Genomic DNA, 26,307 nt, shown 5'->3' with positions numbered 1-26,307 from the left:
TCCGGCTCCTTACAGCACTTCAGGCGCGAGCGAGATGATCTTCATGTGGTTTTTGGCGCGAAGTTCGCGCGGAACCGGTCCGAAGATACGCGTGCCGATCGGCTCTTTTTTGTTGTCGACGAGAACGGCCGCGTTCTTGTCGAAACGGATCACGCTGCCGTCCGGGCGGCGGATGTCCTTGGCCGTGCGAACCACGACCGCCTTCATCACATCGCCCTTCTTAACGCGGCCGCGCGGAATGGCTTCCTTGATCGACACCACGATGATGTCGCCCACGGAAGCGTATTTCCGCTTCGAGCCGCCCAGCACCTTGATGCACATGACACGACGCGCGCCGGAATTATCCGCCACGTCGAGGTTTGTTTGCATCTGAATCATGACTGGCCGCCTTCTTCTTTTCTAACGGGATGGGCTCGAAGCCCCTCCCCGGTCTGTCCAAAATTCGTTTGTTTACGCCTGATCCGAGGATACGACGATCCAGCGCTTGTCCTTGGAAATCGGCTTCGATTCCTGGATGAACACCTGATCGCCAACCTTGTGGGCGTTGTTCTCGTCGTGCGCCTTGTACTTCTTGGTCATGCGCACGGTCTTCTTCATCACGGGATGCGTGAAGCGCCGTTCGACCTTGACGACAACCGTCTTCTCGTTCTTGTCGCTGACGACGGTGCCCTGCAGAATGCGCTTTGGCATGGTTTTCGTCCTTAAGCCTTCTTGGCCGCGGACTTTTCCGCAGCGATGGTCTTGATACGCGCAATGTCCTTGCGGACCTGCCTCACGCGCGCGGTCTTCTCGAGCTGGCCGGTGGCCTTCTGGAAGCGCAGGTTGAACTGCTCCTTCTTCAGGCTGGCCAAGTCGTCGGTCAGTTGGTCCTGGGTCTTGGTCCGGATGTCTTCGGCTTTCATGATCAGCCCGTCCTTATTCTGCGATGCGCTGTACGAAGCGCGTCCTGACCGAGAGCTTGGCCGCGCCGAGACGCAGCGCCTCACGGGCGGTTTCTTCATTGACGCCGTCGATCTCGAACATGATGCGGCCCGGCTTGACGCGCGCCGCCCAGTAATCGACCGCGCCCTTGCCCTTGCCCATGCGGACTTCGGTCGGCTTCGACGTGACCGGCACGTCCGGGAAAATGCGGATCCAGACGCGGCCGGCACGCTTCATTTCGCGAGTGATCGCGCGGCGGGCCGCCTCGATCTCACGCGCGGTGACGCGGTTCGGCTCAAGCGCCTTCAGCCCGAAACCACCGAAATCCAGGTTGGTGCCGCCCTTTGCGGTACCATGGATACGGCCCTTGAACTGCTTGCGGAACTTTGTGCGCTTTGGCTGCAGCATCGTTCTAACTCCAAATTCCTAAATGTCTCAGGCGTTTTCGCGACGACGACCGCGTTCGCGATCACCACCACCGCCATGCGCGGCATCACCCTCGGTCGCGCGACGTTCCGAAGCCATCGGATCGTGCTCGAGGATCTCGCCCTTGAATACCCAGACCTTGACGCCGCAGATGCCATACGCCGTGTTCGCCTCGGCCGTGCCGTAGTCGACATCGGCGCGCAGCGTGTGCAGCGGCACGCGACCTTCACGGTACCATTCCATGCGCGCGATCTCGGCGCCGCCAAGACGGCCGGCGCAGTTGATGCGGATGCCTTCGGCACCGAGGCGCATGGCCGACTGAACGGCACGCTTCATGGCGCGGCGGAACGCGATACGGCGCTCGAGCTGCTGGGCGATCGACTGGGCGACCAGGGTCGCGTCGATCTCCGGCTTGCGCACTTCAACGATGTTGAGGTGCGTCTCGGACTTCGTCATCTCCATCAGCTTCTTGCGAAGCTTCTCGATGTCGGCGCCCTTCTTGCCGATGATCAGACCCGGGCGCGCGGCATGGATGGTGACGCGGCACTTCTTGTGCGGACGCTCGATCACGACCTTCGAGATCGCGGCCTGCTTGAGTTCCTTCTCAAGATACTTGCGGATCTTGATGTCCTCATGCAGCAGCTTGCCGTACTCGCCGGTGTTCGCGAACCAGCGCGAATCCCAGGTGCGGTTGATGCCGAGGCGAAGACCGATCGGATTGACTTTCTGGCCCATTATGCGGCCTCCCCTTTTTCTTCGACTTCACGAACGACGATCGTGAGGTGCGAGAACGGCTTCTCGATACGGCTGGCGCGACCACGGCCACGAGCGTGGAACCGCTTCATGACGATCGACTTGCCGACATAGGCTTCCGCCACTACCAGCGCATCGACATCAAGGTCGTGGTTGTTTTCCGCGTTGGCGATTGCCGATTCCAGCGTCTTCTTGACCGTGCCGGAAATCCGCTTGGCCGAGAATTCGAGATCGGAAAGCGCTGTCGCGACCTTCTTGCCGCGGATCAGCGCGGCAACCAGGTTCAGCTTCTGCGGGCTGATACGGATCGTGCGCAACACGGCGCGCGCTTCGTTGTCAGCAAGCCTGCGCGGAGCTTTGGCCTTGCCCATGATTATTTCCTCTTCGCCTTCTTATCCGCGCCGTGACCGTAATAGGTCCGGGTCGGAGCGAATTCACCGAACTTGTGACCGACCATGTCCTCGTTCACCGAAACGGGAACATGCTTCTGGCCGTTGTAGACACCGAAGGTGAGGCCGACGAACTGCGGCAGGATGGTGGAGCGACGGCTCCACATCTTGATCACCTCATTGCGACCGCCTTCACGAACCTTGTCCACCTTCTTGAGAAGGTAGCCGTCGATGAAGGGGCCTTTCCAAATAGAACGAGTCACTTGGCGTTACCTCTTCTTAGCTCTTGCGCTGATGGCGCGAGCGCAGGATGAACTTGTCGGTCGCCTTGTTGGACCGCGTCTTCTTGCCCTTGGTCGGCTTGCCCCACGGGCTGACCGGATGACGGCCACCGGAGGTGCGGCCTTCACCACCACCATGCGGGTGGTCGACCGGGTTCATGGTCACGCCGCGATTGTGCGGGCGCTTGCCACGCCAAACCGTGCGGCCGGCCTTGCCGTCGTTGATGTTGCCGTGGTCCGGATTGGACACGGCACCGACGGTGGCCATGCAGGAGCCGTGAACGACACGCTGCTCGCCCGAGTTGAGGCGCAGGATCGCCATACCCTGGTCACGGCCGACCAACTGGCCGTAACCACCTGCCGACCGGGCGACCTGGGCGCCCTTGCCCGGCTTCAGCTCGATGTTGTGGACGATGGTGCCGACCGGCATCGAGGCCAGCGGCATCGCATTGCCCGGCTTCACGTCGACCGCTTCGCCAGCCACGATCTTGTCGCCAGGAGCCAGACGCTGCGGAGCGATGATGTAGGACAGCTCACCATCATCATACTTGATCAGTGCGATGAAGGCGGTGCGGTTCGGATCGTATTCAATGCGCTCGACCGTGCCGACAACGTCGAACTTGCGACGCTTGAAGTCGATGATGCGGTACGAACGCTTGTGGCCACCACCGATGAAGCGGGCGGTGATACGGCCGTGGTTGTTGCGGCCGCCCGACTTGGTCAGACCCTCGGTCAGGCCCTTGACGGGCTTGCCCTTATAGAGGCCCGAGCGGTCGACGATGACCAGCTGGCGGGTGCTCGGCGTTACCGGGTTGAATTTTTTCAGTGCCATTGTTGTTGTCCTCGCGGCCTTGCTCAGAGACCCGTCGCGACGTCGATCGACTGGCCGTCGGCCAGCGTCACGATCGCCTTCTTGACGTCGCTCTGGCGGCCGATCGTGCCGCGGAAGCGCTTGATCTTGCCCTTGCGGACAAGCGTGTTCACGGCCATCACCTTGACGCCGAACAGCGCTTCGACGGCGGCCTTGATTTCGGGCTTCGACGCCTTCTTGGCGACGTTGAAGACGACCTGGTTCTGCTCGGAGGCCATGGTCGACTTTTCAGTGATCGCCGGCGAGACGATCACGTCGTAGTGACGAAGGTCGGTCATTTAAAGCGCTCCTCGATAGCCTCGACGGCGGCCTTCGAAAGGACCAGCGTGCCGCGGCGCAGAATGTCGTAGACGTTGATGCCCTGGATGGGCAGCACGTCGATGTTGGGGATGTTGGTGGCTGCCAGCTTGAAGTTCTTGTCAAGCTCGGCGCCGCCAATCACCAGGGCGTTGGTCAGGCCCAGTGTCGCGAAATTCGCTATCAGCGCCTTGGTCTTGGCCTCGGTCAGCTTCAGCTCGTCGATGATGATGATCGACGCGCTCTTGGCCTTGGCCGAAAGGGCATGCTTGAGGCCAAGCGCACGAACCTTCTTGGGGAGTTCATGCTCATGGCTGCGAACGACCGGGCCGTGGGCCTTGCCGCCGCCGCGGAACTGCGGAGCGCGTGCCGAGTGGTGACGGGCGCGGCCCGTACCCTTCTGCTTGTACATCTTGGCACCGGTGCGCGCGATTTCGGCGCGGCCCTTAGCCTTGTGCGTGCCCTGCTGCTTCTTGGCAAGCTGCCAGCGCACGACGCGCTGCAGAATGTCCTCGCGCGGATCAAGGCCGAAAATTCCGTCGGAAAGTTCCACCTTGCCGGCGTCTTTGCCGCCGAGCGTTGTGATCTTGAGATCCATTATTCCGCTCCCTCTGTGGCCGGAGCCTCGTTCTTAGCAGCTGCCTCAACGGCGCGGATCGCGGCGGGCTTCGGCGCATTGGCCGGCAGAGCCACCTTGGCCGCGTCGCGGACCAGGATCCAGGCGCCCTTCGATCCGGGAACCGCGCCGCGGATCAGGATCAGGCCGCGGTCGGCATCCGTCGAAACGACCTCGACATTCTGCGTGGTGACCCTGACGTCGCCCATGTGACCAGCCATATGCTTGCCCTTGAACACCTTGCCCGGGTCCTGGCGCTGACCGGTCGAACCGTGTGTACGGTGCGAGACCGAGTTACCGTGGGTCGCGCGGCCACCACCCATGTGGTGGCGCTTGATGACGCCCTGGAAACCCTTGCCGATCGTCGTGCCCGTCACATCGACCTTCTGGCCGGCGACAAAATGGTCGACGGTGATCTCGGCGCCGACGTCGATCATGTTGTCGGCGGAGACGCGGAACTCAGCGACCTTCGCCTTCGGCTCGACGGAGGCGGTCGCGAAATGGCCGCGCATCGCCTTCGACGTGTTCTTCACCTTGGCGAGGCCAACGCCGAGCTGAACGGCGGTGTAGCCATTCTTCTCCTGCGTGCGCTGTGCCACGACCTGGCAGTTCTCCATCTGGAGAACGGTGACGGGAACATGTTCCCCGGCATCATTATAGATGCGGGTCATTCCCACCTTCTTTGCAATCACACCTGAACGCATCGGTTCAATTCCTTTAGAGTTCCGGGCCAGGGGCACCGCCCCTTACCGCGCTCTCATTCCCTTAGAGCTTGATCTCGACGTCGACGCCGGCGGCCAGATCGAGCTTCATCAAAGCATCGACCGTCTGCGGGGTCGGATCGACGATGTCGAGCAGACGCTTGTGCGTGCGCATCTCGAACTGTTCGCGGCTCTTCTTGTCGACGTGGGGCGACCGGTTGACCGTGAACTTTTCGATCCGCGTCGGCAGCGGAATGGGGCCGCGGACGTTTGCCCCGGTGCGCTTGGCCGTCGACACGATTTCCTTCGTCGAGGCGTCGAGCACGCGGTGATCAAACGCCTTCAGGCGGATGCGGATATTCTGTCCGTTCATGCGTCACTTCCTTGTTCTGGCGCGGCGCGGGCAACTCCGGCGCCCGCGACAGATCGGTTTAAGTCCAAATTACTCTTTGATGGTGACGACGATGCCGGCACCGACGGTGCGGCCGCCTTCACGGATGGCGAAGCGCAGCTTCTCTTCCATGGCGATCGGCACGATCAGCTCGACATCGACCGTGATGTTGTCGCCGGGCATCACCATCTCGGTGCCTTCCGGCAGCGACACGATGCCGGTCACGTCGGTCGTGCGGAAGTAGAACTGCGGACGGTAGTTGGTGAAGAATGGCGTGTGACGGCCGCCTTCGTCCTTGGTCAGGATGTAGGCTTCGGCCACGAACTTCTTGTGCGGCTTCACCGTGCCCGGCTTGGCCAAAACCTGGCCGCGCTCGACACCTTCACGATCAACGCCGCGCAGCAGCGCGCCGATGTTGTCGCCAGCCTGACCCTGGTCGAGCAGCTTGCGGAACATTTCCACGCCCGTGCAGGTCGTCTTGGTCGTCGGACGGATGCCGATGATCTCCAGTTCCTCGCCGACCTTGACCACGCCGCGCTCGACGCGGCCGGTGACGACCGTGCCGCGGCCCGAAATCGAGAACACGTCCTCGATCGGCATCAGGAACGGCTTGTCCAGCGGACGAACCGGCGTCGGGATGTAAGCGTCGACCGCAGCCATCAGTTCGCGGATCGCGTCCTCGCCGATCTTCTTGTCCGAATCTTCCAGAGCGGCAAGCGCCGAACCCTTGACGATCGGAATGTCGTCGCCGGGGAATTCGTTCTTCGACAGCAATTCGCGAACCTCGAGCTCGACCAGTTCGAGCAGCTCGGCGTCGTCGACCTGGTCGACCTTGTTCAGGAACACCACGATCGACGGCACGCCGACCTGACGGGCCAGCAGGATATGCTCGCGGGTCTGCGGCATCGGGCCGTCGGCGGCCGACACGACCAGGATCGCGCCGTCCATCTGCGCGGCACCGGTGATCATGTTCTTCACATAGTCGGCGTGGCCGGGGCAATCGACGTGGGCATAGTGGCGGTTGGCGGTCTCGTATTCGACGTGAGCCGTCGAGATCGTGATGCCCCGCGCCTTCTCTTCAGGCGCCGCATCAATCTGGTCATAGCGCTTGTATTCGCCAAAATACTTGGTGATCGCCGCCGTCAGCGACGTCTTGCCATGGTCGACGTGACCAATCGTGCCGATGTTCACATGAGGCTTGGTGCGCTCGAATTTACCTTTTGCCATGTGATGTCTCCAATCCTGCTCGCCCGTGCGGGCCTTGATTTAAGTTACTGCTGCAACCCGTCGGGGTTACGCGTATTTCTTCTGGACTTCCTGGGCGACCGCGGTCGGCACAGGCTCGTAGTGATCGAACTGCATCGTGTAGGCCGCGCGGCCCTGGCTCATCGAGCGCAGGTTGTCGACATACTTGAACATGTTGGCGAGCGGCACCATCGCGTTGATAACCACCGCGACGCCACGTGCTTCCTGGCCCTGGATCTGGCCGCGGCGGCCGTTCAGGTCACCGATGACGCTGCCGACGTAATCTTCCGGCGTGACGACCTCGACCTTCATGATCGGCTCGAGCAGTTGCACCCCGAGCTTGGGCGCGGCCTCACGGAAGCAGGCACGGCCGGCGATTTCGAAGGCGAGCACCGAGGAGTCGACGTCGTGGTATGCGCCGTCGATGAGCGTCGCCTTGACACCGATCATTGGGAAGCCGGCGAACGGACCCGACGACATGACGCTGTTGATGCCCTTTTCGACACCCGGGATGTATTCCTTCGGCACCGCACCGCCGACGATCTTGGTGTCGAACTCGAACTCGGGGCTTTCCGGGTTCGGCTCGAACAGGATCTTGACGCGGGCGAACTGACCGGTACCGCCGGTCTGCTTCTTGTGCGTGTAGTCCTGCTCGTGCTTGCGGGTGATCGTTTCACGGTAAGCCACCTGCGGCGCACCGACGTTGGCTTCGACCTTGAACTCGCGGCGCATGCGGTCGACGATGATGTCGAGATGCAGCTCGCCCATGCCGGAAATGATGGTCTGGCCAGATTCCTCGTCGGTCTTGACGCGGAAGGAGGGATCCTCGGCGGCCAGGCGATGAAGGGCGAGGCCCATCTTTTCCTGGTCGTTCTTGGTCTTCGGCTCGATGGCGATCTGAATGACCGGATCGGGGAATTCCATGCGCTCGAGGATGACCGGGTGCAGCGGATCGCTCAGCGTATCGCCGGTGGTGGTGTCCTTGAGGCCGGCCAGGGCGACGATGTCGCCGGCAAAAGCCTCTTCGACGTCGGCGCGCGAGTTCGCATGCATCTGAAGCATGCGGCCGATGCGCTCCTTCTTGCCCTTCACGGTGTTGTCGACCGAGATGCCCTTGGTGAGCTTGCCCGAGTAGATGCGGGCAAAGGTCAACGAACCGACGAACGGGTCGTTCATGATCTTGAAGGCGAGCATCGAAAGCGGCTCGCTGTCGTCGGCGTGACGCTCGATCTCGGCATCGGTCTTGGCATCGACACCCTTGATGGCCGGAACATCGGCCGGCGACGGCAGGTATTCGACGACGGCGTCGAGCAGCGGCTGCACGCCCTTGTTCTTGAAGGCCGAGCCGCAGAACATCGGGTAGAACTTCACCGCGATGGTGCCCTTACGGATCAGCGCGCGGATCTCGTCATTCGACGGCATCTTGCCTTCGAGGTAATTCTCAAGCGCCGTCTCGTCCATTTCGACGGCGGCTTCGATCATCTTCTCGCGATATTCTTCGGCACGAGCCTGAAGGTCGGCCGGGATCTCGACGACGTCCCAGGCAGCGCCCAGCGTCTCGTCGCGCCAGACCAGTGCGTTCATCTCGACCAGGTCGACGACGCCCTTGAATTCGGTCTCGGCGCCGATCGGCAACTGCATGACGACGGCATGCGCGCCGAGGCGCGAACCGATCATTTCGACCGAGCGGTAGAAGTCGGCGCCGATCTTGTCCATCTTGTTGCAGAAGATCATGCGCGGAACGCGGTACTTGTCCGCCTGGCGCCAGACGGTTTCCGTCTGCGGCTCGACACCGGCATTGGCATCGAGCAGCGCAATGGCGCCGTCGAGCACGCGCAGCGAACGCTCGACTTCGATGGTGAAGTCGACGTGTCCGGGGGTGTCGATGATGTTGAAGCGGTGCATCTTGCCGTCACGAGCCTTCCAGAAGGTCGTGGTCGCGGCGGACGTGATGGTGATGCCGCGCTCCTGCTCCTGCTCCATCCAATCCATGGTGGCAGCACCGTCGTGCACTTCGCCGATCTTGTGCGACTTGCCCGTGTAATAGAGGACGCGCTCGGTGGTCGTCGTCTTGCCGGCGTCGATATGCGCCATGATACCGAAATTGCGGTAGTCTTCGATTTTGTATTCGCGGGCCATCGTAGCTGCCTCTCAGTCTCGTTCGCGCTTTACCAGCGGTAGTGCGCGAAAGCGCGGTTGGCTTCTGCCATCTTGTGGGTGTCTTCACGCTTCTTCACGGCGGTGCCGCGGTTGTTGGCCGCGTCCATCAGCTCGCCGGAGAGGCGGTCGACCATGGTGGTCTCGTTGCGGTTGCGGGCCGCGGCGATCAGCCAACGGATTGCCAGCGCCTGGCGGCGCTCGGGGCGCACGTCGACCGGAACCTGGTAGGTGGCGCCGCCGACGCGACGCGAACGCACTTCCACATGCGGCGCGACATTGTCGAGCGCCTGATGGAAGACGGTGACCGGCTCCTGCTTGGTCTTCGACTGGACCTGGTCCAGCGCGCCGTAGACAATGGTCTCGGCGACCGACTTCTTGCCGTCATACATGACGGCATTCATGAACTTGGTGACGATCAGATCGCCGAACTTGGGATCCGGGTTGATCTCACGCTTTTCTGCACTGTGACGACGCGACATGGCTTTTGTCTCTCAATCTCGTAGCCCGGCGCATTCAAGCAGCACCAAGGCCGAAAAATCTTACTTCGGACGCCTTACTTCGGACGCTTGGCGCCGTACTTCGAACGGCGCTGCTTGCGGTTCTTCACGCCCTGCGTGTCGAGCACGCCGCGGATGATGTGGTAGCGCACGCCCGGAAGATCCTTGACGCGGCCGCCGCGGATCATGACCACGGAGTGCTCCTGAAGGTTGTGACCTTCGCCGGGGATGTAGCCGATCACTTCAAAACCATTGGTCAGGCGGATCTTGGCCACCTTGCGCAGCGCCGAGTTCGGCTTCTTCGGCGTCGTTGTATAGACGCGCGTGCAGACGCCCCGCTTCTGCGGGTTCTGCTGCATGGCCGGGACCTTGTTGCGCTTCACCGGCGCAATGCGCGGCTTGCGGATCAGCTGGTTGACGGTAGGCATTAAACCCTCTTGTCTCTCAATTCCGTGTCTCGTGCCGGTCAAGGCTCGCTCAAAGCGTCATTTCCATACGCAAATTCGGGCCACAAACCGCGCCTCGCGGTCTTGCCCGAACAAATCGCAGAGGAAGCGGAAACCGCTTCGTACACGCCGGAAATGTCTTTTCGCTCGCAAAATGAACCCTGTTTGAGGCAAACTCCAAAGCGTGTCGCTTCGGAAGGGAGAGCCTCACATCGGTTCTGACTGGGCGGCTTCTACTCGTAAGCCCGCGAACCGTCAAGCCCGCAGTGGGAAATATCGCACCGAAGCCGGGACTTGGCAGCCATGCGAAAACCGCATGTAATTTTCTTTCGCCATTTTGCAATGCGGAGGAAGAAAGTGACCGGCTTTTCGCTTTTGCGCGCCCTTGCTCCGTGCGAAAAGGCGGCCTGAGCACTCAACATCCCCTCGCCCGCGCTTGCCAGGAGGAATCAGCCGTGAACGATAATGAAGAACGCCCGGTCACCATCATCACCGGCCGGGTGTGGAAGCGCAAAGGTGGCAAGGCGGAAGGCGTGCATGTGATGCTGGTCGCTCCTGACGACGATTCGGCGGTGCGACGCGCACTCGAATCGCTGGCGGCGGAAGGTTACGCCGAGGCCGAACTGGACCAGATCGGCGATATGGACGGGGTGCCCGACGACGAGCCGCATCTGTCGGCCTACCAGGGCGCGCTCGAAGGCGAAGTGTCGATCGTCACCTTCGACGCGCCGATCTGATCATGGGCGTGTCATGGGCGCGGTGTCCTTCCTTGCCTGCTTGGCATGACGCGATTCGTTCGGATAGCCGGCACGGCCGACGCTTGCCCGTCATGGCCGATCTGCTAAGAGACGCGCAGTCGTCCAAACCCGGCGGAGCCTCATGTCCTCATCCATCTCGCCCATAAGAATCGGCATTGTCGGCGTCGGCAAGATCGTCCGCGACCAACACCTTCCCGCCTTGGCCAAGGATCGGGATTACCAGCTGATCGCGGCGGCCAGCCGGCACGGCAAGGTCGACGGCATTGTGAATTTCCCCGACATCGAGACGATGCTTAGCGCGGTTCCCGAACTCGATGCAGTGTCGCTGTGCATGCCGCCGCAGTTCCGCTATGACGCCGCGCGCAAGGCACTCGAGGCTGGGAAGCACGTTTTCCTGGAAAAGCCGCCCGGTGCCACGGTCAGCGAGGTCGAGGACCTGAAGGCGCTGGCGGCGAAACAAGGCGTCTCACTGTTCGCTAGCTGGCATTCGCGCTACGCGCCGGCGGTCGAAGCGGCGCGAACGTTCCTCGCTTCGACCAAAATCAAATCGGCGGCGATCGTCTGGAAAGAAGATGTACGCCGCTGGCACCCGAACCAGGACTGGATCTGGCAGCCTGGCGGTTTCGGCGTCTTCGACCCCGGCATCAACGCGCTGTCGATTGCAACCTACATCCTGCCGGCCATGTACATCACTTCGGCCGTGCTCGACTTTCCGGCGAACCGCGACGCACCGATCGCGGCCCAGGTCGCGTTCCGGGCCGCGAACGGATCGGATGTGACGATGGAGCTCGACTGGTTGCAGACCGGACCGCAGAGCTGGGACATCCTGGCCGATACGGATACCGGACAGATGGTGCTCTCGGGTGGCGGCTCGAAGCTCGCAGTCGACGGACAGGTTGTACACGAGGAGCCGGAAGCGGAATATCCGATGCTCTACCGGCGCTTTGCCGAAATCGTGCACGTCGGGAGGTCGGATGTGGACCTTGCGCCGCTCCAGCACGTTGCCGACGCCTTCATGCTGGGCAAGCGCAACGTGGTCGAGGCGTTTTTCGACTGACGATGGGCGGCGCCTTGCCTCAGTGGACAATGGCAATGGCAAACCCGTCATAGCCCTTGGAGCCGACGGTCTGGATGGCGGTGCCGTCCAGCCGTTTGTCGCCGCCGATGAAGGAGAACGCAGCCCGGGCGCCCTCGACATTGGCATCGCGACCATCCTCATCCAGCACGGCGCCGTCGCGGATGACGTTGTCACAGACGATGACCGTTCCTGACCGCGACAGCCGCAGGGCCCAGGCCAGATAGTTCGGGTTGTTCGGCTTGTCCGCGTCGATGAAGATGAGATCGAATGGGCCGGCATTCTCGCCGTCCAGTTGTGCGAGCGACTGGAGCGCCGAACCGACACGCAGTTCCACACGGCCCGCAACCCCTGCGTGTTCGAAATTCGAACGCGCGACCTTGGCATGGTGCGGATCGAGTTCGAGTGTCACGACCTTGCCGTCGGCAGGCAATCCCCGCGCCATCCAGATGGTCGAATAGCCACCCAGCGTGCCGATCTCGAGCACCTTTTTCGCGCTGCTGATGCGCACCAGCAGCGAGAGCAGCTTTCCTTGCGCCGCCGAGACATCGATTGCCGGCAGGCCCTGGTCGCGGTTGGCCGCCAGAACCGCCCCGAGAACGGGATCCGCCTCGAAGAGAGAAGATACGATGTAGTTATCGACTGCCGTCCAGGTCTTCGTGTTCATCCGCTATCCTCCGACCGCAAAAATGAAAAAGCCGCCGGGTTGCCCCGACGGCTTCTGTTGCCTGAGATTTCTGCCGCCGCGCTTACTGCGCGGCGGTTGTCATGTCCGCCAGCATCGGCTCGGCGACTTCCACACCGGAGGCCTTGCGGCGCTCGTCGATGATCAGTTCGTCGCGCGAGGTGGCGATGCGCCGGATCTGGCTCATCGTGCCGCCGGTGCCGGCCGGGATGAGCCGGCCGACGATGACGTTTTCCTTCAAGCCCTGCAGCATGTCGGTCTTGCCGGCAACCGCGGCTTCCGTCAGCACCCTGGTCGTCTCCTGGAAGGAGGCGGCCGAGATGAAGGACGGCGTCTGCAGCGATGCCTTGGTGATGCCCAAGAGCACCGGCTGGCCTTCGGCCGGCTTCTTGCCGTCCTCGACCAGGCGCTCGTTGACCTCTTCCAGTTCGATCACGTCGACGTGGTCGCCCGGGATATAGGTCGAGTCGCCCTGCACCGTGATCTCGACCTTCTGCAGCATCTGGCGAACTATCACCTCGATGTGCTTGTCGTTGATCGACACGCCCTGCAGGCGGTAGACTTCCTGGATCTCGTTGACGAGGTAGGAAGCAAGTGCCTCCACGCCCTTGATCGCCAGGATGTCGTGCGGCGCCGGGTTGCCGTCGAGGATGTAGTCGCCCTTCTCGATGACGTCGCCGTCCTGGAGATGGAACGGCTTGCCCTTCGGGATCAGGTACTCGACCGGCTCGAGCGTCGAGTCGTGCGGCTCGATGATGATGCGGCGCTTGTTCTTGTAGTCGCGGCCGAAGCGGATCGTGCCATCGATCTCGGCGATGATGGCGTGATCCTTCGGACGACGTGCCTCGAACAGTTCGGCAACACGCGGCAGACCGCCGGTGATGTCCTTGGTCTTGGCGCTTTCCATCGGGATACGCGCCAGCACGTCGCCGGGGCGAACCTGAGCACCCGGCTCGACCGAGAGAATGGCCTCGACCGAGAGCAGGAAGCGGGCGTCGCCACCCTTCGACAGCTTGCCGACCTTGCCCTTGGTGTCCAGGATGGCAATCGCCGGCTTGAGGTCGTTCCCGCGCGGCGTCGAACGCCAGTCGATGACCTCACGCTTGGTGATGCCGGTCGACTCGTCGGCCGTTTCCTGAACGGAAATGCCGTCGACCAGATCCTCATACGACACCTTGCCCTCGATTTCAGTGAGGACAGGACGGGTATAGGGATCCCACTCGGCGATACGCTGACCGCGCTTCACCTTGTCGCCATCGTCCACGAAGATGCGTGAACCATAGGTGACACGGTGCGTGGCGCGCTCCTTGCCGGCTTCGTCGAGGATCAGCACCGCCATATTGCGGCCCATGACCATCTGCTGGCCGTCCGAGTTGCGCACCACGTTGCGGTTGCGGATCTCGACCTTGCCCTCATAGGAGGCTTCAAGGAAGGAGCTATCCACCACCTGCGCCGTACCGCCCATGTGGAAGGTACGCATGGTGAGCTGCGTGCCCGGCTCGCCGATCGACTGCGCCGCGATGACGCCGACGGCTTCGCCCTGGTTGACCGGGGTGCCGCGGGCCAGATCGCGTCCGTAGCAGACCGCGCAGACACCGATCCTGACTTCGCAGGTCAGGGCCGAGCGGATGCGGACCGACTGCACGCCGGCCTTTTCGATCTGCTCCACGTCACGCTCGTCCATCAGCGTTCCGGCCTTGACCAGAACCTCGCCCGACACCGGATGGGTGATGTCGTCGAGCGATGTACGGCCCAGCACGCGCTGGCCGACCGAAGCGACGACCTGACCGGCATCGACGATCGGCTGCATGGTGAGGCCCTTGTCGGTGCCGCAATCCACGGAGTTGACGATGCAGTCCTGCGCCACGTCGACCAGACGACGGGTGAGGTAACCCGAGTTCGCCGTCTTCAAGGCGGTATCGGCCAGACCCTTGCGGGCACCGTGGGTCGAGTTGAAGTACTCGAGCACGGTCAGGCCTTCCTTGAAGTTCGAGATGATCGGCGTCTCGATGATTTCACCCGACGGCTTGGCCATCAGGCCGCGCATGCCGGCGAGCTGGCGCATCTGGGTGGGCGAGCCGCGCGCACCGGAGTGCGACATCATGTAGATCGAGTTCATCGGCTTCTGACGGCCATTGTCCTCGAACTCGACCGCCTTGATGCGGGCCATCATTTCGTCGGCGACCTTTTCCGAGCACTTGGCCCAGGCGTCGACAACCTTGTTGTACTTCTCACCCTGCGTGATCAGGCCGTCATTGTACTGCTGCTCGTACTCCTTGGCCAAAGCCTCGGTGTCCGACACCAGCTTGATCTTGGTGTCCGGGATCAGCATGTCGTCCTTGCCGAACGAAATGCCGGCACGGCAGGCATGGGCAAAGCCGAGCGCCATGATGCGGTCGCAGAAAATGACCGTCTCCTTCTGACCGCAATGGCGGTAGACGGTGTCGATCATCTTGGAGATGTTCTTCTTGGTCATCTCCTGGTTGGCGGTCTCGTAAGGCACGTTGACGTTCTTCGGCAGAAGCTCGCCGATGATCATGCGGCCAGGTGTGGTGTCATGGATCTTCGACACAACCTTGCCTTCGGCGTCGACCGTGCGGAAGCGGCCCTTGATCTTGGCGTGCAGGGTCACCGCCTTGGTCTCGAGCGCGTGCTGGAGTTCGCCCATGTCGGCAAACACCATGCCCTCGCCCGGCTCGTTCTGGTTGACGATCGAGAGGTAGTAGAGACCCAGAACCATGTCCTGCGACGGGACGATGATCGGCGCGCCGGAGGCCGGGTGCAGGATGTTGTTGGTCGACATCATCAGCACGCGGGCTTCGAGCTGCGCTTCCAGCGACAGCGGCACGTGAACGGCCATCTGGTCGCCGTCGAAGTCGGCGTTGAAGGCCGTGCAGACCAGCGGGTGAAGCTGGATCGCCTTGCCTTCGATCAGGATCGGCTCGAACGCCTGGATGCCGAGGCGGTGCAGCGTCGGCGCGCGATTAAGGAGAACCGGATGCTCGCGGATGACCTCATCGAGGATATCCCAGACTTCCGGACGCTCCTTCTCGACCAGCTTCTTGGCCTGCTTGACGGTCGAGGAGTAACCCTTGGCGTCGAGACGGGCGTAGATGAAGGGCTTGAACAGTTCGAGCGCCATCTTCTTCGGCAGGCCGCACTGGTGCAGCTTGAGCTCCGGACCGGTGACGATGACCGAGCGGCCAGAATAGTCGACGCGCTTGCCGAGCAGGTTCTGACGGAACCGGCCCTGCTTGCCCTTGAGCATGTCGGACAGCGACTTCAGCGGGCGCTTGTTGGCGCCGGTGATGACGCGGCCGCGACGGCCGTTGTCGAACAGCGCATCGACGGCTTCCTGCAGCATGCGCTTTTCATTGCGCACGATAATGCCCGGCGCCCGCAGCTCGATCAGCCGCTTCAGGCGGTTGTTGCGGTTGATGACTCGGCGGTAGAGATCGTTCAGGTCGGACGTCGCGAAACGACCGCCGTCCAGCGGGACGAGCGGGCGCAGGTCCGGCGGGATCACCGGAACCACCTTCATGATCATCCATTCCGGACGGTTGCCGGATTCCATGAAGTTCTCGACGACCTTGAGCCGCTTCAGATACTTCTTCTGCTTCAGCTCGGACGTGGTCGATGCCAGTTCCGAACGCAGGTCGCCGGCAATCTTCTCCAGGTCCATGCCGGCCAGAAGGTCATGAATGGCCTCGGCGCCGATCATGGCGGTGAAACTATCCTCGCCATATTCGTCGACGGCGATCATGTACTCTTCCTCGCTGAGCAGCTGGTGCTCCTTCAGCGCGGTGAGGCCAGGCTCGGTGACGATGTAGTTCTCGAAGTAGAGGACCCGCTCAATGTCCTTCAGCGTCATGTCGAGCAGCGTGCCGATGCGCGAGGGCAGCGACTTCAGGAACCAGATGTGGGCGACGGGGGCCGCCAGCTCGATATGGCCCATGCGCTCGCGGCGGACGCGCGACAACGTGACTTCGACGCCGCACTTCTCGCAGATCACGCCCTTGTACTTCATGCGCTTGTACTTTCCGCACAGGCATTCATAGTCCTTGATCGGGCCAAAAATGCGCGCGCAGAACAGACCGTCACGCTCCGGCTTGAAGGTGCGGTAGTTGATGGTCTCCGGCTTCTTGATCTCACCGAACGACCAGGACAGAATCTTCTCAGGGCTGGCAAGCGAAATCCGGATGGAATCGAACACCTGCGCAGGCGCCTGCGGATTGAAGAGATTCATGACCTCTTGGTTCATGCCGTTCTCCTTTGCGGGGTCCTCGAAAACCCCTTGCATCTAGCGCGGGCCGAATGCCCGCTGAGTGGTCGGCCCACCGGCCGAAGAATTGGTGCATCCGGTCGCGAGAGCCCTCTCCCGCGTCCGGATGTCTTGTTTACTCGGCCGCGCCCCTATTCGGCAGCATCGGGCAGCCGGATCGGGTTGTCGTCGAGCTTGGTGTTCTCGAGCTCGACATTGAGGCCGAGAGACCGCATTTCCTTGACGAGCACGTTGAAGCTCTCGGGAATGCCTGCCTCGAACGTGTCGTCGCCACGCACGATCGCCTCGTAGACCTTGGTGCGGCCGGCGACGTCGTCCGACTTCACCGTCAGCATTTCCTGCAGCGTGTAAGCGGCGCCGTAGGCTTCCAGTGCCCAGACCTCCATCTCGCCGAAGCGCTGGCCGCCGAACTGCGCCTTGCCGCCCAGAGGCTGCTGGGTGACGAGCGAGTACGGACCGATCGAACGCGCGTGGATCTTGTCGTCCACGAGGTGGTGAAGCTTGAGCATGTAGATATAGCCCATCGTCACCTTGCGATCGAACGGCTCGCCGGTGCGTCCGTCGTAGAGTTGCGACTGACCTGATGTGTGCAGGCCCGCCTGCTCCAGCATGATGTTGATGTCAGCCTCATGCGCGCCGTCGAACACTGGGGTCGCGATGGACACGCCGCGGCGCATCTGCTCGCTGAGGCGAACGATGCTCTCGTCGTCATATTCGCGAACCGGCTCGTTGCGGTCGTTGGCCGGCATGAAGCTCTCGAGCGTCTTGCGCAGCGGCTTGATGTCGCCGGCTGTCTTGTACGCATCGATAAGCTCGCCGATCTTCCTGCCCATGCCAGCGCAGGCCCAGCCCAGATGCGTTTCCAGGATCTGGCCGACATTCATGCGGCTCGGCACACCCAGCGGGTTGAGCACGATATCGGCATGCGTGCCGTCCTCGAGGAAAGGCATGTCCTCGACCGGAACGATACGCGACACGACACCCTTGTTGCCGTGACGGCCGGCCATCTTGTCGCCGGGCTGCATCTTGCGCTTCACCGCCACGAAGACCTTGACCATCTTCATGACGCCTGGAGGCATTTCGTCGCCGCGCTGCACCTTCTCGACCTTGTCCATGAAGCGCTGTTCGAGCGCCTTCTTGGAATCGTCGTACTGGCCACGCAGGGCTTCCAGTTCGCTCTGGAGCTTTTCGTTCTCCACCGCAAACTGCCACCACTGCGAACGCGGATACTCGTCGAGCGTGTCCTTGGACAGCGTCGAGCCCTTCTTGAAGCCCTTCGGTCCAGCGATCGCTTCCTTGCCGACGAGAACGTCGGAAAGACGCGCATAGACGTTACGGTCCAGAATGGCCTGCTCGTCGTCGCGATCCTTGGCGAGGCGTTCGATCTCCTCGCGCTCGATCGCCATGGCGCGCTCGTCCTTCTCCACACCGTGGCGATTGAACACGCGCACCTCGACGACGGTGCCGAAAGTACCCGGAGGCATGCGCATCGAAGTGTCGCGCACGTCGGAAGCCTTTTCGCCGAAGATGGCGCGCAGAAGCTTCTCTTCCGGGGTCATCGGGCTCTCGCCCTTCGGCGTGATCTTGCCGACCAGGATGTCGCCCGGCTGCACTTCCGCACCGATATAGACGATGCCGGCTTCGTCGAGGTTCTTCAGCGCTTCTTCCGAGACGTTTGGAATATCGCGCGTGATTTCCTCCGGACCGAGCTTGGTATCGCGCGCCATGACCTCGAACTCCTCGATGTGGATCGAGGTGAAGACGTCGTCGGCCACGATCCGCTCGGAGAGCAGGATCGAGTCCTCGTAGTTGTAGCCGTTCCACGGCATGAACGCGACCAGCACGTTGCGGCCGAGCGCCAGATCACCGAGTTCGGTCGAGGGACCGTCGGCGATGATGTCGCCCTTGTTGACCCGGTCACCCATGCGCACCAGCGGACGCTGGTTGATGCAGGTGTTCTGGTTCGAACGCTGGAACTTCATCAGCCGGTAGATGTCGACGCCGGACTTGCCCGGATCGAGATCCTCGGTGGCGCGGATAACGATACGCGTGGCGTCCACCTGGTCGACGATGCCGCCACGACGCGCGCCGATGGCGGCGCCCGAGTCACGGGCGACGATCGGCTCCATGCCGGTGCCGACGAACGGCGCCTCGGCGCGCACCAGCGGCACGGCCTGGCGCTGCATGTTCGAGCCCATCAGAGCGCGGTTGGCGTCGTCGTTCTCGAGGAACGGGATAAGTGCCGCGGCAACAGAGACCATCTGCTTGGGCGACACGTCCATCAGGTCGACGTTTTCGCGCGGCGCCATCATCACTTCGCCGGCGCTGCGGCAAATGACGAATTCGTCGACGAAGCCGCCATTCTTGTCGAGCTCGGCGTTCGCCTGCGCGACATGGTGCTTGGCCTCTTCCATCGCCGAGAGATAGACGACGTCATTGGTCAGCTTGCCGTCAACGATCTTGCGGTACGGGCTTTCGATGAAGCCGTACTTGTTGACGCGCGCGAAGGTCGCCAGCGAGTTGATCAGACCGATATTCGGGCCTTCCGGCGTCTCGATCGGGCAGATACGGCCATAATGCGTCGGGTGCACGTCGCGCACTTCGAAGCCGGCACGCTCGCGGGTCAGACCGCCCGGTCCAAGCGCCGAGAGACGACGCTTGTGGGTGATCTCCGACAGCGGGTTGGTCTGGTCCATGAACTGCGACAGCTGCGAGGAACCGAAGAACTCGCGCACGGCGGCGGCCGCCGGCTTGGCGTTGATCAGGTCCTGCGGCATGACCGTGTCGATCTCGATCGAGGACATACGCTCCTTGATCGCGCGCTCCATGCGCAACAGGCCGACGCGGTACTGATTCTCCATCAGCTCGCCGACCGAACGTACGCGGCGATTGCCGAGATTGTCGATGTCGTCGATCTCGCCCTTGCCGTCACGCAGTTCGACCAGCGTCCTGACCACGGCCAGGATGTCGTCCTTGCGCAGCACGCGCACCGTGTCCTCGGCCTTGAGCTCGAGACGCATGTTCATCTTGACGCGGCCGACGGCGGACAGGTCGTAGCGCTCGCTGTCGAAGAACAGCGAGTTGAACATGGCTTCGGCGGTCTCGAGCGTCGGCGGCTCGCCCGGGCGCATGACACGGTAGATGTCGAACAGCGCGTCCTGGCGGCTCTCGTTCTTGTCGACGGCGAGCGTGTTGCGGATATAGGCACCGACATTGACATGGTCGATGTCGAGAACCTGGATCTCGTGCTCGCCGGTGCCGAGCAGCACCTTGAGCGTCTTGTCGTCGATCTCGTCGCCGGCCTCGAGGAAAATCTCGCCGGTGGCGTAGTTGACGATGTCCTCGGCCAGGTAATTGCCGAGCAGATCCTCGTCGGTCGCCTTGATCGCCTTGAGACCCTTTTCGCCGAGCTGACGTGCCTGGCGAGCGGTAATCTTCTTGCCCGCCTCGACGACGATTTCGCCGGTGTCGGCATCGACCAGGTCGCCGACGGCCTTGAGGCCGCGGAAACGCTCGACGTTGAAGGGAATGCGCCAATGGTCGCCGGCGCGCTTGTAGATGATCTTGTTATAGAAGGTCGACAGGATCTCCTCGCCGTCCATGCCGAGCGCCATCAGCAGCGACGTCACCGGAATCTTGCGGCGACGGTCGATGCGGGCATGCACAACGTCCTTGGAATCGAACTCGATGTCGAGCCACGAGCCACGGTAGGGGATCACACGGGCGGCAAACAGAAGCTTGCCCGACGAGTGCGACTTGCCCTTGTCGTGGTCGAAGAAGACGCCCGGCGAGCGGTGCATCTGCGAGACGATGACGCGCTCGGTGCCGTTGACGATAAAGGTGCCGTTCAAGGTCATGAGCGGCATGTCGCCCATGTAGACGTCCTGCTCCTTGATGTCCTTGATCGACTTGGCACCAGTATCCTCGTCGATATCGAACACGATGAGGCGCAGCGTCACCTTCAGCGGCGCGGCATAGGTCAGGTCGCGCTGACGGCATTCGTCAACGTCGAATTTCGGTCCTTCGAACTCGTACTTCACGAACTCCAGCATGGAGGAGCCGGAAAAATCGGAGATCGGGAAGACCGACTTGAAAACAGCCTGCAGTCCTTCGTCGGGACGTCCGCCCTTGGGCTCGTCCACCATTAGGAACTGGTCATAGGATGCCTTCTGAACCTCGATAAGGTTCGGCATCTCCGCAACTTCCGGGATCTTCCCGAAGAACTTGCGTACGCGTCTGCGGCCATTGAAAGTCTGGGTCTGGGCCATCGTCGCTCCTTAGCTCTAAACTCGGGACGAACCTCGCCGCGGTTCGCCTTGCATACTGAGCCACCTGGGCGGCGGCTCTCTGTCTGTTCTCCGGCCGCCTCTCCAATTGCTTGGCGGTTACCGGCTAAAACGGGAGAAAACCCGTTTCCTGAAGGCCGGTTTACGGCCCTCAGAAAAGAGGTTTTCGTACATCTCGCGTTACGCAACCTGCCCTGGTCACCCAAGGGAGTGGCGGACGGCGCGAGGCCGCCCGCCGCTTTTTACGCTTACTTCAGGTCGACCTTGGCGCCGGCTGCTTCCAGCTGGGCCTTGAACTTGTCAGCGTCGGCCTTGGAAACGCCTTCCTTGACCGGCTTCGGAGCCGCTTCGACCAGGTCCTTGGCTTCCTTGAGGCCAAGACCGGTGATAGCGCGCACTTCCTTGATCACGTTGATCTTCTGAGCGCCGGCCTCGGTGAGAACGACGTCGAATTCCGTCTTTTCCTCGACCGGAGCAGCAGCAGCGGCAGCACCGCCAGCAGCGGCAACCGCCACCGGAGCAGCAGCCGAAACGCCCCACTTTTCTTCCAGAAGCTTCGACAGCTCAGCCGCCTCGAGGACGGTCAGCTTCGAAAGGTCGTCTACGATCTTTGCCAGATCAGCCATTGTTGTGTTCCTTCGTTAGGTTCGAACGTGTGTTTTTGATAGCGAGGAACGGCCTCATGCCGCCTCGTCCTTCCGGGCGTAAGCGCCGATGACGCGCGCGACCGAGGCCGCTGGCGCATTGACGATCTGGGCGATCCGGGTTGCCGGCGTGGCGATCATGCCAACCAGCCTGGCGCGCAACTCATCGAGCGACGGAAGTGTGGCGAGTGCCTTCACACCGTCGGCGTTGAGCGAGGTGGTGCCCATTGCGCCGCCGAGAATGACAAGCTTGTCATTCCCCTTGGCGAAATCGGACGCGACCTTCGGCGCCGCAATCGGATCCTCCGAATAGGCGATCAGCGTCTGTCCCTTGAACAGCTCGATGATCGATGCGGAGTCCGTGCCCTGAAGAGCGATTTTGGCGAGACGGTTCTTCGCGACTTTAACGGTGCCACCGGCAGCGCGCATCTTCGACCGAAGGTCGTTCATTTGCGCGACGGTGATACCGGCATAGTGGGCCACGACGACTGAACCCGCGCCCGAAAACGCATCATTCAGGCCCGTGACGAGTTCGCGTTTTTCCGCTCTGTCCACTGCCTATCTCCAGTTGACCCCAGTCCTGCCAATGGGAACATTCCCATTTCGAGGACAGGCGTCGGGTTGCCTTTTGCCGGCCGGGCCATCCAGTAACGGATCTCCCGAACGACGCTCGAGGATCCTGCCCCCTTTCGCCACATCGACGGCAAAGCCGGCGATGCGCAGACAAAAGGCAAACACGGTTCGAACCTTTCATTGGAGCTTGTTGCTCCGTTGTCCGGTTTTCACCCGTCTCATGCAGGCCCACATGAATTAAGGCCCTCCTCTTGAATCAAGGTTCGGGCCGCCCGCAATCTCGGACAGGATGTCCGGAAGCCTTCCGGCTTCCGGTACCGGGCCCAGGATAAATCCAAGGCCCGGAATTCAGTCACGGATCAGCCTTCGAAAGGCCAATCCAAATCTAATCAGGACGCGGCGAGCGTCGAGACGTCGAGCTTGAGGCCCGGGCCCATCGTCGAGGTGACAGACACCTTCTTGACGTAGTTGCCCTTGGCGCCAGCCGGCTTTGCCTTGGTCACCGCATCGGCGAATGCACGGACGTTCTCTTCCAGCGCCTTGACGTCGAAAGAGACCTTGCCGACGCCGGCATGAACGATGCCGGCCTTCTCGACACGGAACTCGACCGCGCCGCCCTTCGATGCCTTGACGGCCGCGGCGACATCGGTGGTGACGGTGCCGACCTTCGGGTTCGGCATCATGCCGCGCGGGCCGAGCACCTTACCGAGACGACCGACGAGCGGCATCATGTCCGGCGTGGCGATGCAGCGATCGAAATCGATCGTGCCTTTCTGGACGATGTCGACCAGATCCTCGGCACCGACGATGTCGGCACCGGCGGCCTTGGCCTCTTCGGCCTTGTCGCCACGGGCGAACACGGCGACACGGACCGAGCGGCCGGTGCCGTTCGGCAGGTTGACCACGCCGCGAACCATCTGGTCGGCATGACGCGGGTCGACGCCGAGGTTCATGGCCACTTCGATGGTCTCGTCGAACTTGACCGAGGAACGATCCTTGAGCAGCTTCAGCGCATCACCGAGCGCGTAAGCCTTGTTGGGATCGATGCCTTCACGGGTCTTCGATACACGCTTTGCAATCTTTGCCATGATCTTAGCCCACCACTTCCAGACCCATCGAGCGGGCGGAGCCCTCGACCATGCGCATGGCCGCTTCGACGTCGTTCGCGTTCAGATCCTTCATCTTGGCGGTCGCGATTTCGCGAACCTTGTCGCGCGAAACCGTGCCAGCCTTGACCTTGCCCGGCTCCTTCGAGCCCGACTTCAGGTTCGCGGCCTTCTTCAGGAAGTAGCTCACCGGAGGCGTCTTCATGACGAAGGTGAACGACTTGTCCTGGTAATAAGTGATGACGACCGGAACCGGCGATCCCTTTTCCATTTCCTGGGTCTGCGCGTTGAACGCCTTGCAGAACTCCATGATGTTGATGCCACGCTGACCAAGCGCCGGGCCGATCGGGGGAGACGGCGTAGCCGATCCCGCGGAGACCTGGAGCTTGAGCTGGCCTGCAATTTTCTTAGCCATCTCTTTTCCTGCCTTTGTCTATGCCGGCCCCACGATCTGGGAAACACCGGCGGTTGCAGTCTGGTGGTGCGGTTCTTGCGGCCGGCCAAAGCCGCCTTCGCCTCCCACCGTTCTCAAGCCGCGCGTTGCCGCGCCGCCTTCCCTGATCGCCGGACCGGCATCAGGGATTTCGGATCAGCCCTTTTCGACCTGTCCGAATTCCAGATCGACGGGCACGGCGCGCCCGAAGATCGAAACTTCCACCTTGAGCCGCGCCCGCTCCTCGTCCACTTCCTGGACGAAACCGTTGAACGACGCGAAGGGACCATCCGAAACGCGGATAGCCTCGCCGATCTCGAAGGTGACCGAGGGCTTCGGCCGCTCGACGCCTTCCTGCACCTGGTTCAGGATGCGCTGGGCTTCGGCCTCGGTGATCGGCACCGGCTTGGAGTCCCCGAGAAAACCAGTGACTTTCGGCGTGTTCTTGACCAGCGAGAACACGGCGTCGGTCAGATTGGCCTTCAAGAGCACGTAGCCCGGGAAGAACTTGCGCTCCGCGTCGACCTTGCGGCCGCGACGAACCTCGACGACCTTCTCGGTCGGCACCACGATCTGCTCGATATCGGCGGACAGGCCCTTCTGCTTGGCCTTGTTCTCTATGTCCTCGGCGACCTTCTTCTCGAAGTTCGAATAGGCGTGGACGATGTACCAGCGCGTAGCCATTTTTTCGACTTCTCCTAATCGCCGGACTTAGCGTCCAATGCCCAGAATCTGCTCGACCGCGAGGCCCATGAGCTGATCGGCGGTGAAGAAGAAGATCATCGCAATCACAGCAAAGGCCAGGACCATGACCGTCGAGATCATCGTCTCGCGGCGCGACGGCCAAGTCACCTTGGCTGTCTCCGCGCGCACCTGCTGGAGAAAGACGAAAGGATTTGTGGTTTTCGAAGCCATATGCCGCCTGTCTTCAAGACCCGTTGGCCGGGCCCCCTGGATGATCCCGCTGGCCGGGACGTGCCGCCTGAGCCCAATCTCGCGCAGAATCAGCGCAATCATTTCGCCCATGCAAATCAGACGCGTAAAGCCGGCTTCCCAGCTCCACGCGTCGCGTGTCTGTTTCGTCTACATAAAACCGATTCTTGATCCACGCAAGTGGCAAGTGCCCGCATTATGACCAAACGCCGCCTCGGAACCATCCAGTCGTTCCGTCCCGGCTATGGCGCTCTTATGCCCCAATCGGGCTAATATGGCAAGCGGCTCGCCGATTTTCAAAGGCAGCCGCGAAATATCGTTTTGATGCCATCTTTCAGAGCAAATGGCACGGGCAGCAGGGCTCGAACCTACGACCTGCGGTTTTGGAGACCGAACGTCCTTATCATATCTCATTGTTTGCAAAGCGCTATTTTGCATTTTTATCTAGGATGTGCAACGATTTGTGCAAGAAAAACTGGCCGTTCATCCCTATTTTCAATCACATTTTGGCTGCCACCGGCGCACGATGTCCGTTGCAACGTGCTTTCGAGTATGGCTGGGCGCCGACGCGCCCGAGCAGCGAATTCCACCGCCCGACGGACGGCCAGATGGAAGCCGGGCCAGGCTACCGACGATGGCCACCCTCGAAGCCGGCCTACTTATAGGGCCAACGGGAGCTACCTGTTTTCGACACTCTTTCTGCTATGACCATAGCTGTCATCAAAGGGTGTTCGCGGACTGGCCATGCCTTGGATTTCCCCTCTCCATGTGGATGATTTGCGATCCGACAATAGTCAGGATATTCCCGAGATGGGCATAAATCCGAAATTTCCTGGTTTCGCTCCGCATGCTTATAATATAAGTACGCACAATGGACCCAGATGCCAAGAAGTCGTCAGATATAAGTAAATATCTGAGCTATGTGCTCCGGCACCGGCCCGACGTCATAGGTATTTCTCTAGACGATAACGGGTGGGCAGATATTGAAGATTTATCTTCACGTCTTATTGGCGTTGGAATTATCGATTCCATCGGAGATATCTTGGAGGTCGCGTTAAAAAGTGGGAAAAAGCGTTTCACTATTTCGAAGGATGGAACGCACATCCGCGCGGCACAGGGCCACTCGGTTGCCGTTGATCTCGATCTTGCGCCATCCGTGCCGCCTGCTCTTCTTTTCCATGGCACAGCAGAACAATATCTAGAGGCCATTCTAGCAGAGGGGCTGCGCCCCATGCTTCGGCAGAAAGTGCATCTATCTCTTGACCCGGAGAGAGCCCATACAATTGGACAGCGGCATGGGAAGCCTGTGGTTTTGCGGTTGGCTTCCGGCCTCATGCATGAAAAAGGCTTTGCCTTCTGGAAAGCTGACAACGGCGTTTGGCTTGTGGATGCAGTTCCGAAGCGATTTTTGTCGAGAGTTTTCTGACAAATACTCTGTCTAACAAAGGCTATGGCTCTCCCCATTGCACCGAGAAGGCGCTGCCTGACGATTGCTGCCCCTGCGACGCCCCATCGGGGTCTAAAGTGTCAGGAACGAG

General features: G+C 61.6%; 28 protein-coding genes. 3 read left to right on the top strand and 25 right to left on the bottom strand.

What is annotated here, in order from left to right:
• Positions 1 to 9: 9 nt before the first annotated feature.
• The 16 genes from rplN to rpsL form a co-directional block, all read right to left on the bottom strand.
• Positions 10 to 378, bottom strand: a complete 369-nt coding sequence (gene rplN / locus AC3CB8_RS19215; RefSeq protein WP_006205457.1) for a 50S ribosomal protein L14 — start codon at positions 376 to 378, stop codon at positions 10 to 12.
• 72 nt (positions 379 to 450) lie between these two features.
• Positions 451 to 690 carry a 30S ribosomal protein S17 gene (gene rpsQ / locus AC3CB8_RS19210; protein ID WP_010909280.1) on the bottom strand — a complete coding sequence of 80 codons (240 nt, stop codon included), beginning with the start codon at positions 688 to 690 and terminating at the stop codon, positions 451 to 453.
• Positions 691 to 701: 11 nt separating this feature from the next.
• Positions 702 to 902, bottom strand: coding sequence for a 50S ribosomal protein L29 (gene rpmC / locus AC3CB8_RS19205; RefSeq protein ID WP_006205459.1), 201 nt, complete (start codon positions 900 to 902; stop codon positions 702 to 704).
• Positions 903 to 915: 13 nt separating this feature from the next.
• Positions 916 to 1,329, bottom strand: a complete 414-nt coding sequence (gene rplP, locus AC3CB8_RS19200) for a 50S ribosomal protein L16 (protein ID WP_006205460.1) — start codon at positions 1,327 to 1,329, stop codon at positions 916 to 918.
• A 27-nt stretch (positions 1,330 to 1,356) separates the two neighbouring features.
• Positions 1,357 to 2,082, bottom strand: coding sequence for a 30S ribosomal protein S3 (gene rpsC / locus AC3CB8_RS19195; RefSeq protein ID WP_013895697.1), 726 nt, complete (start codon positions 2,080 to 2,082; stop codon positions 1,357 to 1,359).
• A complete protein-coding gene (rplV, locus tag AC3CB8_RS19190; protein WP_010909277.1) occupies positions 2,082 to 2,471 on the bottom strand; it encodes a 50S ribosomal protein L22 in 390 nt (129 codons plus the stop codon). The genes rpsC and rplV overlap by 1 nt, the downstream gene beginning before the upstream one ends.
• A gap of 2 nt (positions 2,472 to 2,473) precedes the next feature.
• Positions 2,474 to 2,752: a 30S ribosomal protein S19 gene (gene rpsS / locus AC3CB8_RS19185; RefSeq protein WP_015317982.1), complete on the bottom strand. Its 279-nt coding sequence runs from the start codon at positions 2,750 to 2,752 to the stop codon at positions 2,474 to 2,476.
• Positions 2,753 to 2,768: 16 nt separating this feature from the next.
• Positions 2,769 to 3,602, bottom strand: a complete 834-nt coding sequence (gene rplB, locus AC3CB8_RS19180) for a 50S ribosomal protein L2 (RefSeq protein WP_015317983.1) — start codon at positions 3,600 to 3,602, stop codon at positions 2,769 to 2,771.
• A 23-nt stretch (positions 3,603 to 3,625) separates the two neighbouring features.
• Positions 3,626 to 3,919 carry a 50S ribosomal protein L23 gene (locus AC3CB8_RS19175; protein ID WP_010909275.1) on the bottom strand — a complete coding sequence of 98 codons (294 nt, stop codon included), beginning with the start codon at positions 3,917 to 3,919 and terminating at the stop codon, positions 3,626 to 3,628.
• Positions 3,916 to 4,536 (bottom strand): 50S ribosomal protein L4, encoded by a 621-nt coding sequence (gene rplD / locus AC3CB8_RS19170; RefSeq protein ID WP_352566740.1) that lies wholly within the window; start codon positions 4,534 to 4,536, stop codon positions 3,916 to 3,918. The genes AC3CB8_RS19175 and rplD overlap by 4 nt, the downstream gene beginning before the upstream one ends.
• Positions 4,536 to 5,258 (bottom strand): 50S ribosomal protein L3, encoded by a 723-nt coding sequence (rplC, locus tag AC3CB8_RS19165; protein WP_023773629.1) that lies wholly within the window; start codon positions 5,256 to 5,258, stop codon positions 4,536 to 4,538. The genes rplD and rplC overlap by 1 nt, the downstream gene beginning before the upstream one ends.
• Positions 5,259 to 5,319: 61 nt before the next feature.
• A complete protein-coding gene (gene rpsJ, locus AC3CB8_RS19160; protein WP_010909272.1) occupies positions 5,320 to 5,628 on the bottom strand; it encodes a 30S ribosomal protein S10 in 309 nt (102 codons plus the stop codon).
• Positions 5,629 to 5,697: 69 nt separating this feature from the next.
• Positions 5,698 to 6,873: an elongation factor Tu gene (gene tuf / locus AC3CB8_RS19155; RefSeq protein ID WP_015317986.1), complete on the bottom strand. Its 1,176-nt coding sequence runs from the start codon at positions 6,871 to 6,873 to the stop codon at positions 5,698 to 5,700.
• A 66-nt stretch (positions 6,874 to 6,939) separates the two neighbouring features.
• Complete coding sequence (gene fusA / locus AC3CB8_RS19150; RefSeq protein WP_023775351.1) at positions 6,940 to 9,030, bottom strand: elongation factor G; 2,091 nt, start codon at positions 9,028 to 9,030, stop codon at positions 6,940 to 6,942.
• 29 nt (positions 9,031 to 9,059) lie between these two features.
• Entirely contained in the window at positions 9,060 to 9,530 is a 471-nt protein-coding gene (gene rpsG, locus AC3CB8_RS19145; protein ID WP_008875664.1) for a 30S ribosomal protein S7, read from the bottom strand.
• Positions 9,531 to 9,604: 74 nt separating this feature from the next.
• On the bottom strand, positions 9,605 to 9,976 hold the full coding sequence (rpsL, locus tag AC3CB8_RS19140; RefSeq protein ID WP_006333356.1) for a 30S ribosomal protein S12: 372 nt from the start codon (positions 9,974 to 9,976) through the stop codon (positions 9,605 to 9,607).
• A gap of 473 nt (positions 9,977 to 10,449) precedes the next feature.
• Between rpsL and AC3CB8_RS19135 the strand changes: the two genes are divergently transcribed.
• The gene (locus AC3CB8_RS19135; protein WP_010909270.1) at positions 10,450 to 10,731 is read left to right on the top strand and encodes a hypothetical protein; all 282 of its coding nucleotides are present in this window, start codon (positions 10,450 to 10,452) and stop codon (positions 10,729 to 10,731) included.
• A gap of 154 nt (positions 10,732 to 10,885) precedes the next feature.
• Complete coding sequence (locus tag AC3CB8_RS19130; protein WP_352567094.1) at positions 10,886 to 11,809, top strand: Gfo/Idh/MocA family protein; 924 nt, start codon at positions 10,886 to 10,888, stop codon at positions 11,807 to 11,809.
• A gap of 19 nt (positions 11,810 to 11,828) precedes the next feature.
• On the opposite strand, the gene AC3CB8_RS19125 is transcribed toward AC3CB8_RS19130, so the two are convergent.
• The 9 genes from AC3CB8_RS19125 to secE form a co-directional block, all read right to left on the bottom strand.
• Positions 11,829 to 12,494 carry an O-methyltransferase gene (locus tag AC3CB8_RS19125; protein WP_352567091.1) on the bottom strand — a complete coding sequence of 222 codons (666 nt, stop codon included), beginning with the start codon at positions 12,492 to 12,494 and terminating at the stop codon, positions 11,829 to 11,831.
• 82 nt (positions 12,495 to 12,576) lie between these two features.
• Complete coding sequence (rpoC, locus tag AC3CB8_RS19120) at positions 12,577 to 16,773, bottom strand: DNA-directed RNA polymerase subunit beta' (RefSeq protein ID WP_015317991.1); 4,197 nt, start codon at positions 16,771 to 16,773, stop codon at positions 12,577 to 12,579.
• Between the two features lie 152 nt (positions 16,774 to 16,925).
• The gene (gene rpoB, locus AC3CB8_RS19115; RefSeq protein WP_023785185.1) at positions 16,926 to 21,062 is read right to left on the bottom strand and encodes a DNA-directed RNA polymerase subunit beta; all 4,137 of its coding nucleotides are present in this window, start codon (positions 21,060 to 21,062) and stop codon (positions 16,926 to 16,928) included.
• Between the two features lie 266 nt (positions 21,063 to 21,328).
• Complete coding sequence (rplL, locus tag AC3CB8_RS19110; RefSeq protein WP_015317993.1) at positions 21,329 to 21,706, bottom strand: 50S ribosomal protein L7/L12; 378 nt, start codon at positions 21,704 to 21,706, stop codon at positions 21,329 to 21,331.
• Between the two features lie 54 nt (positions 21,707 to 21,760).
• Positions 21,761 to 22,279 carry a 50S ribosomal protein L10 gene (gene rplJ, locus AC3CB8_RS19105; protein WP_015317994.1) on the bottom strand — a complete coding sequence of 173 codons (519 nt, stop codon included), beginning with the start codon at positions 22,277 to 22,279 and terminating at the stop codon, positions 21,761 to 21,763.
• Between the two features lie 407 nt (positions 22,280 to 22,686).
• Entirely contained in the window at positions 22,687 to 23,385 is a 699-nt protein-coding gene (gene rplA / locus AC3CB8_RS19100) for a 50S ribosomal protein L1 (protein ID WP_023775355.1), read from the bottom strand.
• A 4-nt stretch (positions 23,386 to 23,389) separates the two neighbouring features.
• Positions 23,390 to 23,818 (bottom strand): 50S ribosomal protein L11, encoded by a 429-nt coding sequence (rplK, locus tag AC3CB8_RS19095; protein ID WP_010909262.1) that lies wholly within the window; start codon positions 23,816 to 23,818, stop codon positions 23,390 to 23,392.
• A 174-nt stretch (positions 23,819 to 23,992) separates the two neighbouring features.
• Positions 23,993 to 24,520: a transcription termination/antitermination protein NusG gene (gene nusG, locus AC3CB8_RS19090; RefSeq protein ID WP_015317996.1), complete on the bottom strand. Its 528-nt coding sequence runs from the start codon at positions 24,518 to 24,520 to the stop codon at positions 23,993 to 23,995.
• 27 nt (positions 24,521 to 24,547) lie between these two features.
• Positions 24,548 to 24,751 (bottom strand): preprotein translocase subunit SecE, encoded by a 204-nt coding sequence (gene secE, locus AC3CB8_RS19085; RefSeq protein WP_013531408.1) that lies wholly within the window; start codon positions 24,749 to 24,751, stop codon positions 24,548 to 24,550.
• An 889-nt stretch (positions 24,752 to 25,640) separates the two neighbouring features.
• On the opposite strand from secE, the gene AC3CB8_RS19080 reads away from it, so the two are divergent.
• Positions 25,641 to 26,195 carry an RNA 2'-phosphotransferase gene (locus tag AC3CB8_RS19080; RefSeq protein WP_352567088.1) on the top strand — a complete coding sequence of 185 codons (555 nt, stop codon included), beginning with the start codon at positions 25,641 to 25,643 and terminating at the stop codon, positions 26,193 to 26,195.
• Positions 26,196 to 26,307: the final 112 nt, after the last annotated feature.

Source organism: Mesorhizobium sp. P160927, assembly GCF_057766385.1.
This window is presented reverse-complemented; position numbering and strand designations above follow the sequence as displayed.